Source organism: Micromonospora sp. NPDC126480 (assembly GCF_040302465.1).
GTDB lineage: Bacteria > Actinomycetota > Actinomycetes > Mycobacteriales > Micromonosporaceae > Micromonospora.
In genome coordinates this window covers 1-13,232 of sequence record NZ_JBEORU010000016.1, presented here as the reverse complement: position 1 = coordinate 13,232, position 13,232 = coordinate 1, and the positions used below count along the sequence as shown (strand labels likewise).

14 protein-coding genes are annotated in these 13,232 nt (G+C 74.9%); 11 read left to right on the top strand and 3 right to left on the bottom strand.

Features of this window, described 5'->3' with window-relative positions; all coding sequences use genetic code 11:
* Window positions 1-51: 51 nt before the first annotated feature.
* Complete coding sequence (locus ABTW87_RS16635; protein WP_350651694.1) at window positions 52-816, top strand: TetR family transcriptional regulator; 765 nt, start codon at window positions 52-54, stop codon at window positions 814-816.
* 177 nt (window positions 817-993) lie between these two features.
* Window positions 994-2,775, top strand: a complete 1,782-nt coding sequence (locus tag ABTW87_RS16630) for an N-acetylglutaminylglutamine amidotransferase (protein ID WP_350651693.1) — start codon at window positions 994-996, stop codon at window positions 2,773-2,775.
* A 45-nt stretch (window positions 2,776-2,820) separates the two neighbouring features.
* Here ABTW87_RS16630 and ABTW87_RS16625 read toward each other — a convergent pair whose 3' ends face one another.
* On the bottom strand, window positions 2,821-3,960 hold the full coding sequence (locus tag ABTW87_RS16625; RefSeq protein ID WP_350651692.1) for a carboxylate-amine ligase: 1,140 nt from the start codon (window positions 3,958-3,960) through the stop codon (window positions 2,821-2,823).
* 198 nt (window positions 3,961-4,158) lie between these two features.
* On the opposite strand from ABTW87_RS16625, the gene ABTW87_RS16620 reads away from it, so the two are divergent.
* The 3 genes from ABTW87_RS16620 (at window position 4,159) to ABTW87_RS16610 (ending at window position 5,748) form a co-directional block, all read left to right on the top strand.
* On the top strand, window positions 4,159-4,521 hold the full coding sequence (locus ABTW87_RS16620; protein ID WP_350651691.1) for an ArsR/SmtB family transcription factor: 363 nt from the start codon (window positions 4,159-4,161) through the stop codon (window positions 4,519-4,521).
* Window positions 4,521-5,162, top strand: coding sequence for an SRPBCC family protein (locus ABTW87_RS16615; RefSeq protein WP_350651690.1), 642 nt, complete (start codon window positions 4,521-4,523; stop codon window positions 5,160-5,162). Before ABTW87_RS16620 ends, ABTW87_RS16615 begins: the two co-directional genes overlap by 1 nt.
* A gap of 73 nt (window positions 5,163-5,235) precedes the next feature.
* Window positions 5,236-5,748, top strand: coding sequence for an NUDIX domain-containing protein (locus ABTW87_RS16610; RefSeq protein ID WP_350651689.1), 513 nt, complete (start codon window positions 5,236-5,238; stop codon window positions 5,746-5,748).
* A 10-nt stretch (window positions 5,749-5,758) separates the two neighbouring features.
* On the opposite strand, the gene ABTW87_RS16605 is transcribed toward ABTW87_RS16610, so the two are convergent.
* Window positions 5,759-6,298: an RNA 2'-phosphotransferase gene (locus ABTW87_RS16605; protein ID WP_350651688.1), complete on the bottom strand. Its 540-nt coding sequence runs from the start codon at window positions 6,296-6,298 to the stop codon at window positions 5,759-5,761.
* A gap of 168 nt (window positions 6,299-6,466) precedes the next feature.
* Between ABTW87_RS16605 and ABTW87_RS16600 the strand changes: the two genes are divergently transcribed.
* Together ABTW87_RS16600 and smpB are read left to right on the top strand one after the other, a co-directional pair.
* Window positions 6,467-8,689, top strand: coding sequence for a hypothetical protein (locus ABTW87_RS16600; protein WP_350651687.1), 2,223 nt, complete (start codon window positions 6,467-6,469; stop codon window positions 8,687-8,689).
* A 22-nt stretch (window positions 8,690-8,711) separates the two neighbouring features.
* Window positions 8,712-9,203: an SsrA-binding protein SmpB gene (gene smpB / locus ABTW87_RS16595; RefSeq protein ID WP_350651686.1), complete on the top strand. Its 492-nt coding sequence runs from the start codon at window positions 8,712-8,714 to the stop codon at window positions 9,201-9,203.
* 53 nt (window positions 9,204-9,256) lie between these two features.
* Here the strand turns inward: smpB and ABTW87_RS16590 are convergent, their stop codons facing one another.
* Complete coding sequence (locus tag ABTW87_RS16590; protein WP_350651685.1) at window positions 9,257-9,727, bottom strand: Fur family transcriptional regulator; 471 nt, start codon at window positions 9,725-9,727, stop codon at window positions 9,257-9,259.
* A 204-nt stretch (window positions 9,728-9,931) separates the two neighbouring features.
* Here ABTW87_RS16590 and ABTW87_RS16585 point away from each other — a divergent pair, with 204 nt between their 5' ends.
* From ABTW87_RS16585 to ABTW87_RS16570, 4 genes are read left to right on the top strand one after another with little or no spacing between them, the layout of a single operon-like run.
* A complete protein-coding gene (locus ABTW87_RS16585; RefSeq protein ID WP_350651684.1) occupies window positions 9,932-10,354 on the top strand; it encodes a TOBE domain-containing protein in 423 nt (140 codons plus the stop codon).
* Entirely contained in the window at window positions 10,351-11,121 is a 771-nt protein-coding gene (modA, locus tag ABTW87_RS16580) for a molybdate ABC transporter substrate-binding protein (RefSeq protein WP_502891596.1), read from the top strand. The genes ABTW87_RS16585 and modA overlap by 4 nt, the downstream gene beginning before the upstream one ends.
* Window positions 11,118-11,951: an ABC transporter permease gene (locus tag ABTW87_RS16575; protein WP_350651683.1), complete on the top strand. Its 834-nt coding sequence runs from the start codon at window positions 11,118-11,120 to the stop codon at window positions 11,949-11,951. The genes modA and ABTW87_RS16575 overlap by 4 nt, the downstream gene beginning before the upstream one ends.
* Window positions 11,948-13,012: an ABC transporter ATP-binding protein gene (locus ABTW87_RS16570; protein ID WP_350651682.1), complete on the top strand. Its 1,065-nt coding sequence runs from the start codon at window positions 11,948-11,950 to the stop codon at window positions 13,010-13,012. Before ABTW87_RS16575 ends, ABTW87_RS16570 begins: the two co-directional genes overlap by 4 nt.
* Window positions 13,013-13,232 lie beyond the last annotated feature (220 nt).

The window sequence follows — 13,232 nt, the reverse complement described above, 5'->3', positions numbered from 1 at the left end:
GCCGGTCAGCATGTTCAACCCGGCGGTCAGTGCGGCGGCTACGCTGGCGGCATGACCGCCGAGGCGCCCGACGACACCCGCAGCCGGATCCTGCGGGTCGCGCTGGACCTGTTCAGCCAGTACGGCTACCAGCGCACCTCGCTGCGGCAGATCGCCGAACGGCTGCGGCTGACCAAGGCCGCCATCCTCTACCACTTCCCGACCAAGGAGGACCTGCTCACCGCGTTGAGCGAGCCGCTGCTGGTCGACCTGGAGGCCCTTCTGGACCGGGCCGGGGCGCTGCCGACGGCGCAGGCGCGCGAGCTGCTGCTCCCCGGCTGGGTCGACACCCTGCTGGCGCACCGCCGCTCGCTCGGCATGCTCATGCACGACCTCGCGATCGTCAGCCGCGGCGCGACCTACCACCGGCTCATGCGCATCGCCATGCGGGCCAACGAGATCGTGGCCGGCCCGGACGCCGGGCTGCGGGAGCGGGTCCGCGCCGTGCAGGCGATCGCCATGTGCAGCGACCCGGTCGTCTTCTTCGTCGACGTACCCGAGGAGACCCTGCGGGCCGACATGCTCGACGGCGTACGCCGGCTGCTGGGTGAGACCGGCGGCGCCGGGCCGGGCGGCGGCGCGGAGCCGGCGGCGGACGTCGCGCGCGGGCCGGGCCGGCGGCGGCCGGGACGTCCCCGGTCGATGGGGCCGGAGCAGGTGCGCGCCGCCCGGCGGCTGCACGACGCCGGCACCCACTCGGTGGACGAGATCGCCGCTGCGCTGGGGGTCTCCCGGGCGACGGTGTACCGGCACCTGACGCCGCACGGCGCAGAATAATGAGACAGGTTTCGCGACGGTTTTGCGACTGGGCGCCGACCGGGTTTGAGCTGGGCACACCCGGGTAGCCGACGCGCCCGTCCTGCGGACGGGACCGGGTCACGCACCCGGGTGGCCGGCACGACGGGACGGTGGACGCATGGCTCCGGTGTCGACCGGGTCGGACGGGTTCTGACCATGTGCGGCATCAGCGGGGAGGCGCGGTTCGACGGGTCGGTGCCGGACGCCGACGCGGTGGCCCGGATGAGCGAGGCGATGCGCTCACGCGGGCCCGACGGCGAAGGGCTGTGGAGCGACGGCTGGGTGACCCTCGGGCACCGACGGCTCACCATCATCGACCTCTCCGACGCCGGCGCACAGCCGATGGTGCGCGAGGACCTGGGCCTCGCGCTTGTCTTCAACGGCTGCGTCTACAACTACCCGGAGCTGCGCGAGGAGCTGCGCGCCGCCGGGCACACCTTCCGCTCCACCAGCGACACCGAGGTCATCCTGGTGGCGTACGCGCAGTGGGGCGAGGCGTTCGTCGACCACCTGGTCGGCATGTTCGCCATCGGGCTGGTCGACCGTACCCGGCGGCGGCTGGTGCTGGCCCGCGACCGGCTCGGCATCAAACCGCTCTACCTGACCGAGACCCCCGGTCGGCTGCGGTTCGCCTCGACACTTCCCGCGCTGCTGCGCGGCGGCGACGTCGACACCGGCATCGACCCTGTCGCCCTGCACCACTACCTGTCCTGGCACTCGATCGTCCCGGCGCCCCGGACCGTGCTGCGCGGCGTCCGCAAGCTGCCGCCCGCGACGCTGCGGGTCGTCGAAGCCGACGGGCGCTGCCGCGAGCGTGTCTACTGGCAGCCGGAGTACACCCGCGACCCCGCCCACTCCGGCATGGACGCCCGCGACTGGCAGGCGGCCGTCGGCGGCGCGCTGCGCACGGCGGTACGCCGCCGGCTGGTGGCCGACGTCCCGGTCGGGGTGCTGCTCTCCGGCGGGCTGGACTCCAGCCTCATCGTGGCGCTGCTCGCCGAGGCCGGCCAGCACCACCTGCGTACCTTCAGCATCGGGTTCGACAGCCGGGGCGGCGAGGCCGGCGACGAGTTCGGGTTCTCCGACCTGGTGGCCCGCACATACGACACCGACCACCAGCGGATCCGGCTCGCCGACGACGACCTCGTGCCGGCCGTACGGGCGACCGTCGGCGCGATGACCGAACCGATGGGCAGCCACGACGTGGTGGCCTTCCACCTGCTCAGCGAACAGGTCGCCCGGCACGTCAAGGTGGCCCAGTCGGGGCAGGGCGCCGACGAGGTGTTCGCCGGGTACGGCTACCACCAGCCCCTCGCCACGGTGCCCCGCGACGGCGCCGCCGAGGCGTTCGCGGCGGTGTTCTTCGACCGCGACCACGCCGAGCTGACCCGGGTGGTCAACCCGGCGTACGCCTGCGACCGGGACGCCAGCCGCGAGCTGCTCGTCACCGAGCTGGCCGCGCCCGGCGCCGGGACCGCGCTGGACGCGGTCCTGCGGCTGGACACCCACCGGATGCTTCCCGACGACCCGGTCAAGCGGGTGGACAGCATGAGCATGGCGTGGGGGTTGGAGGTGCGTACCCCGTTCCTGGACCAGGACCTGGTGGCGCTGGCGGCGGCCTGCCCGCCGGAGCACAAGGTGGCGCAGGGCGGCAAGGGCGTGCTCAAGGAGGTGGCCCGGGAGGTGCTGCCGGCCGAGGTCATCGACCGGCCGAAGGGCTACTTCCCGGTGCCGGCGCTGCGCAACGTCGACGGCGCGGTACGCGAGCTGATCGTCGACGCGCTGCGCGCGCCGGCCGCGCGGGAGCGGGCCCTCTTCCGGCCGACCTACGTCGAGCAGTTGCTCGCCGACCCGGACGCCGCGCAGGCGGCGGCCGGCAGCAACAAGCTGTGGCAGCTCGGCCTCCTGGAACTGTGGCTGCAAACCCACAGGGTGTAAGGAAGGGCCCCCTGTTAACGCCTGGCGTTGTAGAAGGGCCCCTTGTTAACACGCGGGCACCGGGCGGGTCTGCGCCGCCAGGTGGTCCAGCACTGCGCGTACGTCGCAGTCGGTCCGCTCCAGGATGCGGCGCTGCCGTGCGGCGCCGTTGCCCTCGGCGCGGACCCGGGCCAGTTGGTCGAGCACGTACCGGTGGTCGCCGTGGCGCACCAGCGCCGGCGCGACGGTGGCGAACAGGTCGTCGACCAGGTCCCAGGCCGGCCGGGCGTGGCCGGAACGCAGGTCGATGAGGTCGCCGTCGAGCCCGTCGTGGGCGGCCCGCCAGTGCGCCGCGGAGACCAGGCAGTCGCGGATCCGGGGCGCGGGAACCCCGGCGCGGACGTCGTCGGTCACGGTCGCGACGAGCGCCCGCACCAGGCCGGCGACCAGCACGGTGTCGTCGACCGTAGGGCACACGTCGCCGACCCGGACCTCCACCGTGGGGTACGCGGCGGACGGGCGCGCGTACCAGTAGACCATCCCGGCGTCCAGCATGATGCCCGCCTTGATCAGGTCCTCGACGGTGGCGTCGTAGTCCGCGACCGACTCGAAATGGGGAGTCGGCCCGATGCTGGGCCAGCGCTCCAGCTGCATCGACCGCCAGCTCGCGTGCCCGGTGTCGCGCCCGTCGTGCAGCGGCGAGTTCGCGGTGATCGCCTGCACCACCGGCAGCCAGGGGCGCAGGTGGTTGCAGATCTGGACGGCCAGCTCCCGGTCCGGCACGCCGACGTGCACGTGGCAGCCGCACACCGCCGGGTCGTGGGCGACCGGCCCGAACCGCCGGGACATCGCGTGGTAGCGGGGTTTGTCCGGTACGGTCCGGTGCGCCTCGTTCACCGGCGTGGCCCCGACGGCGACGAGGCGGGCACCGGCGGCCTCGGCCGCGTCGGCGGCGGCCGTACGCAGCGCCACCAGGTGCTTCCGCAGCTCGGCCAGGTCCGCCGAGACCGGCGTGACCATCTCGATCATGCTGTGCCGGAACTCCTGGCGGCTCTGGTCGCGCGCCGTGCCGGACAGCCGGTCGAGCACCCCGTCGGCGACCGGCATGCTCTCGCCCGTCCCGGGGTCCAGCAGCAGGTACTCCTCCTCGACGCCGAGGGTGAGCGTGGCCAGGTCGGGCGGTGCGGTGGCCGGACGGTACGTCATGGGCGGTCGGCGTCCGTTCGTCGGGCGGCGCGCCGGGCGCCGCGCTGCCGGTGCTCCCCCGCGTTCCCGGTGGCCGCAGGGGGAAACGCTGCCGGCGAGGTGTTAAGAAGGGGCCCTTCCGCTACCGCAGGCGTTAAAAAGGGGCCCTTCCTTCCATCAGCGCTCGCTAAGATAAGTTGGGGCTGATATAAAGGGTTCGTGCACGCGTTCGATGTGCTCGGCGACCCGGTCCGTCGCCGGATCCTCGAGTTGCTCGTCGACGGCGAGCTGGCCGCCGGCGACCTGGTCGAGGTCGTGCGGGCGGAGTTCGGGATCTCCCAGCCGGCCGTGTCCCAGCATCTGCGGGTGCTGCGGGACAGCGGCTTCGCCACCGTGCGGGCGGCGGGCACGCGGCGGTTGTACGCCCTGGACGCCCGCCCGCTGCGCGAGGTCGACAACTGGCTGGAGAACTTCCGCCGGTTCTGGACCAACCCGTTGCAGGCCCTGGCCACCGAGCTGGCCCGCGGTCAGCGCGAACGGCGGCTGCGCGGGCAGCCTCCCCCCGATGACAGGAGTGAATGATGATCGACGCCACCAGCCAGATCAGCAAGGTGCGCCGCCAGCTCGGCCGGCGCGTCCTCGAGGCCGGCGAGGCCCGGGTGATGACCGTCAGCCAGACGTACGACGCGTCCGTGGAGGACGTGTGGGACGCCTGCACCAACCCGGAACGCATCCCCCGCTGGTTCATGCCGGTCTCCGGGGACCTGCGGCTGGGCGGCCGCTACCAGCTGGAGGGCAACGCCGGCGGCACGGTGGAGCGCTGCGACCCGCCGAAGGGCTTCGCCGCCACGTGGGAGTTCGGGGACGAGGTCAGCTGGATCGAGCTGCGGCTCGCACCGGTGGAGGACGGGCGGACCCGGTTCGAGCTCGACCACGTCGCGCACGTCGACGACGACCGCTGGGCGCAGTTCGGCCCCGGGGCGGTCGGCGTCGGCTGGGACCTGGCGCTGCTCGGCCTCGCGACCTACCTGGCCGCGGACGGGTCGGGCGTCACGCCGGAGCAGGCCGCCGAGTGGTCCGCCTCCGACGAGGGCCGCCGGTTCATGACGGCCAGCAGCGAGCAGTGGTGCGCGGCGAGCATCGCCGACGGCACCGACCCGGACGCCGCCCGGGCCGCCGCCGAGCGCACCACCGCCTTCTACACGGGCGCCCCGGAGGCCTGACCGTTCCGGACCCGTCCGGGCAGGCCGGCGGGGACCGCGGCGGGCGGCCGGCGGCCGGGTAACGTTCGGCGGCATGACCGGCACCGCGTACTCGCACTGCTCCTACTGCGGCACGGCCTACCCGCCGGCCGCCGGGTGGCCGCGGGTCTGCGTGGCCTGCGGGCAGACCGTCTGGCGCAACCCGCTGCCGGTCGCGGTGGCGGTGCTGCCGGTGCGGACCGACGCGGGCCTGGGTGTGGTGGTCGTCCGCCGCGACATCGAGCCGGCACGGGGGCGGCTCGCGCTGCCGGGGGGCTTCGTCGAGTACGGGGAGGAGTGGCGGGACGCCCTGGTGCGGGAGCTGCACGAGGAGACCGGCCTGCTCGCCGACCCGGCCGACGCGACGCTGTTCGCGGTGCACAGCGCCCCGGCCGGGGGGACGATGATGGTCTTCGGTGAGCTGCCCGCCCGGCCCGCCGCGTCGCTGCCGCCGTCGGCGCCCACCGAGGAGGCGACCGAGTGGCTGGTGCTCACCGAACCGGTCGAGCTGGCGTTCGACACTCACACCCGGGTCCTGGCCGACTTCCTCGCCCGGCACGCCGGCTGAGCGGCCCGGCTCAACCGGCCAGGTAGCGGGCGGGCACCGCGTCGGTCAGCCAGACGCCGTTGGCGCTGCGGTAGAAGACGTGGCCGTCGCGGGCCATGCCGGCGGCGTCCACGGTCAGCACCACGGTGGGACCGGTCCGCCGTGTCCCCACCCGCCGCGCGGTCTCCACGTCCGGCGAGAGGTGTACGTGGTGCCGCCCGCCCCGGTGCAGCCCGGCGGCTCGGATCGAGTCGAGAGCGGCCGCGCCGGTGCCGTGGTAGAGCAGCGCGGGCGGGTCCGCCGGCGCCAGCCCCAGGTCGACCGGGACGGAGTGCCCCTGGTTGGCGCGGATGCGCTCCACGCCGTCCGGGCCGCGCTCCACCGCGAACCGCTGCTTGTCGTTGCTCACGACGACGGCGTCGAGGTCGGCCCGGCGGATGCGCAGCGCGGCGAGAAGGTCGTCGACCGGCACCCAGCCGGCCTCGTCGAGGGCCAGCCCGACGCGGTCCGGGCGGTGCCGCAGGGCGAGGGACATCCGCTTGCTCAGCCGGACCAGTTCCTGACGATCCACGGCGACATTGTCACCTGTCGGGCGGCCCACCGGCGCCCGCCGGTCCGGTCGTGGCGGTGTCGACCGGGGGCCGGTGCCACGGCAGGCGTGAGCGCCGCGGGACCGGGTAGACGGCCGGCGCGGCCCGGGCGGCCGTGCCGCCACGCCGTACGGCCTCCGGGGGTGCCGATGCCGGACCCGCCAGCACCGCCGACGGACGACGTCGTGGAGCTGCGCGTGCACGGCGTCTCCGGCGCCAGCGCGGAACAGGTGCTGGACCGGCCGAATCTGACCCAGGTCGCGGGTGACCGCAACGGCGGTTTCTTCCGGCCCCGCCCCGGCTATCCGGACACGCACGGGCCGGGTGGCGTGGTCCTGGAGGCGTACCGGTGGAGCGACCTGCCGTCGGGCACCGCGGTCCGGACCCTGTCGCTTGTGTTCCTGCTGCCGTTCATGCTCTGCAACGTGGCGTTCTGGATGCGCCCGGCCGGCACGGGCGCCCGGGAACTCCTCGTCAAGGCGCTCTGCCGCCTGCTGGCGCTGCTGCTGACCGCGCTGTACGTGCTCTCGGTCGCCGGCGTGGCGCTGGACCTGGTCGCCTGGAAGTGCATGGCGTCGTCACGCTGCCTGGCCGGGCGGAGCTGGCTGTCCTGGCTGGGCGGGCAACCGGTCGGCCTGCGGCTGGCGGTGCTCGCGCTCGTGCCGGCCGCGGCGATCGGGCTGGTGTGGTGGCTGGGTGCGCGGCCCGCGCAGACCTTCGAGGCCTTCCGCACGCCGCCGACCAGCACGGTGTCCGCGCACCAGCTCGCCGCGGTCGGTCAGTGGGACGCCGCGCCGGTGGTCTGGCGGCTGCGTGCGATCCACGTCACCGCCGCGTTCGCCACCCTGGACGCCGTCCTGCTCAGCGCCCGCGCCGGCGGCGGCGGCGCCTCCAGCGTCGCTGTCGTCCTGGGCGTGCCGGCCGGCGCCGTACTGGCCACCTGCGCCGTCCTGGTCTGCTGGCACGCCGCCATCACCCCGCCCGCGCCGGGCCGGGTCGACCGGCTGATCCGGATCCTGCGGGCGTTCGCCTGCGTGCTCACCGCCGTGGTCCTGGTGGCGGTCGGCACCGACCCCGCGCCCTGGCGGTCCGGCGCCGGCCTGCCCGGGTACGCCGTGACGGTGGCCGGGATGTTCGCCGCCCAGACCCTCCTTCTGCTCGTGCTCTGGGCGGCGGTGCTGTGGGCCCGGACCGGGACCGGTGGCGGCCGGCCGCTGCGGGCGCTCGGCGCGCCGGTGCTCGGCGCGGTGGCGACCGGGCTCGCGGTGGCGTTCTCCGCCGAACTGGTCTACCGGGCGGCGGACCTGCTGGACCGCACCGACCCGGGGGCCGAGCCGATCGCCGTCGGCCCGCCGCTGGCGTACAAGTGGGCGATCTTCGGGTTCTTCCTCGCGGTGCTGGGCGCGTCGGCGCTCGCCGCCGTGGTGGGCGTGCTGACCCGGCGCGCCCGGTGCCGGGCGGCCACGGCGATCACCGGGCGGGACTTCCCGGACGCGCCGCCGGGCGCCGCGCCGCGCCTGCGACAGGTCCAGCGGGCGATCGCGCGGGCCCGCTTCACGGAGCGGCTGGTCCCGCTGGCCATCTCGTACGCCTGGCTCGCCGGCTTCGGCATGGCGACAAGCACCGTGGGCCTGCTGGGTCTGGAACCGGGCACCCTCATCGAGGGGTGGCTCGAGATCCCCGCCGCGTTTGTGCACTTCGGGATCGCCACGGGCAGCTGGGTGATCGCCGCGCTGGTGCTGGCGCTGGTGATCGGCGGGCTCTTCGCGTACCGGACGGCCGAGTTCCGCCGGTACGTCGGCGTGCTGTGGGACCTGGGCACGTTCTGGCCCCGGATGGCGCACCCGTTCGCCCCGCCCTGCTATGCGGAGCGGGCGGTGCCGGAGCTGGCCCGCCGGATCGCGTACCTGACCGGCCAGGGTCACCGGGTGCTGCTCACCGGACACAGTCACGGCTCGGTGCTGCTGGCCGCGACCGTGCTCCAGCTGGAGCCGGGTGCGGGCGATCGGGTGGCGCTGCTGACGTACGGGTCGCCGCTGCGCCGCCTCTACTCGCGGTGGTTCCCCGCGTACGTGAATCCGGAGGTGCTGGACGAGATCGGCGGGCGGGTGGGCTGGCGGTGGCTCAACCTGTGGCGGGACACCGACCCGCTCGGGGGGTGGATGTTCTCGCCGCACCGGCCGGGCGAGCCGACGGTCGTCGCCGGGCCGGCGGGCGTGGTGGACCGCCGGCTGCGCGACCCGGCGGACGTGGTGGTCCCGCCCGACGACAGTGTCCCGCCGCCGATCCTCGGCCACTGGCCGGCCGAGTCCGACCCGCGCTTCGCCGACGCCGTACGGGAGCTGGTGGACCGGCTGCGCCGGTCGCCCTGACCGGCGGCATATCCTGCACCGGGTGAGCAGCCGGAAGCCGGAACGCACGCTGATCGCCGCCAACAAGAAGGCCCGGCACGACTACACCGTCCTCAAGACGTACGAGGCGGGGATCGTGCTCGCCGGCACGGAGGTGAAGTCGCTGCGTGCGGGGCGGGCGTCGCTTGTGGACGCGTTCGCGCAGGAGCGCGACGGTGAGCTGCTGCTCTACGGGCTGCACATCGCCGAGTACGGCTACGGCACCTGGACCAACCACGCGCCCCGGCGCACCCGAAAGCTGCTGCTGCACCGGGTCGAGATCGACCGGATCCGGGAGAAGCTGCGCGACGGCGGGATCACGCTGGTGCCGCTGTCGATGTACTTCGCCAACGGCTGGGCCAAGGTGGAGCTGGCCCTGGCCCGGGGGAAGCGGTCGTACGACAAGCGGCAGGCGCTCGCCGAACGCGACGCGCAGCGGGAGATCGCCCGCGAGTTGGGCCGCCGCCTCAAGGGCCGCCGGCAGCGCGACCGGTGACCCGCACGCGGTCGGCGGGGTGCCGCCCCCGCCGGCCGCCAGGGGCAGTCGGGTCAGGCCTTCGCGCAGACCGCGCAGGTGCCGAAGATCTCCAGGGTGTGGCCCACGTCGGTGAAGCCGTGCTCGGCGGCCACCTGCTCGGCCCAGCGCTCCACCGCCGGGCCGGCCACCTCGACCGTCCGGCCGCAGGAGCGGCAGACCAGGTGATGGTGGTGGCGGCTCTGGCTGCACCGGCGGAACAGCTGCTCGCCGCCGGGCAGCCGCGTGGAGTCGATCTCACCGGCGTCGACCAGGAGCTGAAGGGTGCGGTAGACCGTGGTCAAGCCGACCCGGGCGTCCCGGTCGCACAGCATCCGGTGCAGCTGCTGCGCCGTGTGGAAGCCCTCGACCTCCCGGAGCAGCGCGAGCACCTCGGCGCGCTGCCGGGTGTTCCGGGTCACGTTCGGGATCGCCTGCGTCACCGTGCTACCGCCATCTCCCCTGTCCGGACCGCCTCTCGGCCCCCACCCTCGGCTGCCCCCCATTATGCGCACCCACCCCCACCCCCTGTCGATCATGGAGTCGTGGTGGGCGTTTCGGCCGGTTTCGCCGCTGTTGTCAGGCACCACAACTCCATGATCGCCGCGTGGGTGGGGGGTTGTGGGTGCTAGGGGATGGGCAGGGTGGGGGTTGCGGGTGCTAGGGGTGGGGGGCTTTTTGGCTGGGGTTTGCGGCGGTAGGGTGATCCGGTGGCGAGGTTCCGGATCGGGGAGGCGGCTGAGCTGCTCGGCGTGAGCACCGACACCGTGCGCCGGTGGGTCGACGCCGGGCGCCTGCGGGCGGCCCGGGACGAGCACGGCCACCGGACGGTCGACGGAGTCGACCTCGCCGCGTTCGCCCGCGCGCAGGCGGCCGAGCCGGACGAGCGGGCCGACGCCTCGTCGGCCCGCAACCGGCTGCGCGGCATCGTCGTGAACGTCGTCAAGGACACGGTGATGGCACAGGTCGACATCCAGGCCGGCCCGTTCCGGATCGTCTCCCTGATGAGCCGCGAGGCGGTCGACGAGCTGGACCTGCGGGTCGGGTCGCTCGCCGTCGCCGTCGTCAAGTCGACGACCGTGGTGGTCGAGCGGGCCGCACCGGCCGGCGCCCGGGGAAAGGCCACGCCGTGAGAGGACGCTGGGCGCGTACCGTCGTCGCGGGTGTCACCGCCACCGCGGCGCTGGCCGCCTGCGCAGGCGGCGGCGGTTCGGCGGGCGGCGACGGAACCGGGACGGTGACGGTCTTCGCCGCGGCGTCGCTCACCGAGTCGTTCACCCGGATCGGGCGGGACTTCGAGGCCGCCAACCCGGGCACCACCGTGGTGTTCAACTTCGCCGGCAGCTCGTCCCTCGCCACGCAGATCGTCGAGGGCGCGCCGGCCGATGTCTTCGCCTCCGCCGCACCCCGCAACATGGCCACCGTCGCCGAGGCCGGCGACATCGACGGCGAACCGACCGTCTTCGCCCGCAACCAGCTCGTGATCGCGGTCGCGCCGGGCAACCCGTTGCGCGTCGGCGCCCTCGCCGACCTGACCCGGCCCGGGCTGAAGGTGGCGCTCTGCGCCGAGCAGGTCCCCTGCGGGTCGGCGGCCCGCACCGCCCTGGACGCCGCCGGTGTCGCCCTGACCCCGGTGACCGTCGAGCAGGACGTGAAGGGCGCCCTGGCCAAGGTGCGCCTGGGCGAGGTGGACGCCGCGCTCGTCTACCGCACCGACGCGCGGGCCGCCGCGGACGTCGTCGCGGTGGAGTTCCCCGAGTCCGCGCGGGCCGTCAACGACTACCCGGTCGCCGTCCTCGCCGACGCGCCGAACCCGACCGGGGCCCGAGCGTTCGTGGCCCACGTACGCTCGGCGCAGGCTCAGGCGGTGCTCGCCGAGGCCGGGTTCCAGGCGCCGTGACGACCCTCGACCGGGCCCCGCGACCGCCGGTCGGGAGCCGTCGGCGTGGCGGCGCCCGGATACCGCTGGGCCTGCTGCTGCCGGCGGTGCTCGGCCTGGCCTTCCTGATCCTGCCACTGGCCGGCCTGCTGGCCCGTACGCCGTGGAGCACCCTCCCGCAGCGGCTTGCCGAGCCGGGTGTGCTCACCGCGCTGCGGCTGTCGCTTGTCACGGCGACCCTGGCGACCCTGCTCTGCCTGGTGCTGGGGGTGCCGCTGGCGTGGCTGCTGGCCCGGGTGGAGTTCCCCGGCCGACGGCTGGTCCGCGCCCTCGTCACCGTGCCGCTGGTGCTCCCGCCGGTGGTCGGCGGGGTGGCGCTGCTGCTGGTGTTCGGGCGGCGCGGCCTGCTCGGCGGGTGGCTCGACCAGACCTTCGGGATCACCCTGCCGTTCACCACCGCCGGGGTGGTGCTCGCGGAGGCGTTCGTCGCGATGCCCTTCCTGGTCATCGCGGTGGAGGGGGCGCTGCGCGGCGCCGACCACCGGTACGAGGAGGCCGCGGCGACGCTCGGCGCCGGCCGGTGGACGACGTTCACCCACGTCACCGTGCCGCTGGTGGCACCGGGCCTGGCCGCCGGCGCGGTGCTCTGCTGGGCGCGCGCCCTGGGCGAGTTCGGTGCGACGATCACCTTCGCCGGCAACTTCCCGGGCCGGACGCAGACCATGCCGCTCGCGGTCTACCTGGCGCTGGAGACGGACGTGCAGGCCGCCGTCGTGCTCAGCCTGATCCTGCTCGTCGTCTCGGTCGCCATCCTGGCCGCGCTGCGCGACCGGTGGATCACGTCGCCGTGACCGCGGACCTGCTCGACGCGCACCTGGTGGTGGACCGGGGCGGCTTCCGGCTGGACGTGCCGCTGCGGGTGGCCGCCGGCGAGGTGGTGGCGCTGCTCGGCCCGAACGGCGCCGGCAAGACGACGGCCCTGCGGGCTCTCGCCGGCCTGCAGCCGCTGACCGCCGGCCACGTCGCCGTCGGCGGCGCCGACCTGGACCGGCCGGACCGGCGCGCGTTCACGCCGACCGAGCGGCGGTCGGTCGGCGTGGTCTTCCAGGACTATCTGCTGTTTCCGCACCTGAGCGCGCTCGACAACGTGGCCTTCGGGCCGCGCCGGCGCGGCGCCGACCGGCGGTCGGCGCGGCGGACGGCCCGTGACTGGTTGGCCCGGGTGGATCTGGCCGAGCACGCCCACCGGCGGCCCCGGCAACTCTCCGGCGGTCAGGCGCAACGGGTGGCGCTGGCCCGGGCGCTCGCGGTGGAGCCGGCGCTGCTGCTGCTGGACGAGCCGCTCGCCGCCCTGGACGCGCGTACCCGGCTGGACACCCGCGCCGAGCTGCACCGGCACCTCACCGCCCATCCCGGCGTCGCCGTGCTGGTCACGCACGACCCGCTCGACGCGCTGGTGCTCGCCGACCGGCTGGTGATCGTCGAGGGCGGCCGGGTGGTGCAGGAGGGGGACGCGGCCGCCATCACCGCCCGGCCGCGCACGGACTACGTCGCCCGGCTGGTCGGCCTGAATCTGCACCGGGGCCGGGCCGAGGGGCACCACGTCCGGGTCGCCGACGGGCTCGTCCTCACCGTCGCCGACCGTCTCGACGGGGACGCCTTCGTCGCGTTCCGGCCCTCGGCGGTGGCCCTGCACCCGGGCCGGCCCGACGGCAGCCCGCGCAACACCTGGCCCGCCACCGTGGCGGGGGTGCAGCGGCACGGCGACAACCTGCGTGTGCAGCTGGACGGGCCGATCGCGGTCGCCGCGGACGTGACCCCGGCCGCCGCGGCGGCGCTGCGCCTCGCCCCCGGCCAGCCGGTGTGGGCGGCCGTGAAGGCGGCGGAGACGCACGCGTACCCGGCGGTGTGACGGCGCCGGCCGCTCGCACGGCCCGGTCGGCGCGGAAGCGTCGCGCTCGGTCGGCGCGGAAGCGTCGCGCTCGGTCGGCGCGGAAGCGTCGCGCTCGGTCGGCCTGCCGGCTCCGGGAGCCGCGGCTCAGCCTGAATCCACCGGTACTCGGCTTGGGTGCGGGCGTGTCGAGTGAATGAGGGTGCTCCTGACCAGGAGGATCACGGTTACCACACCAATT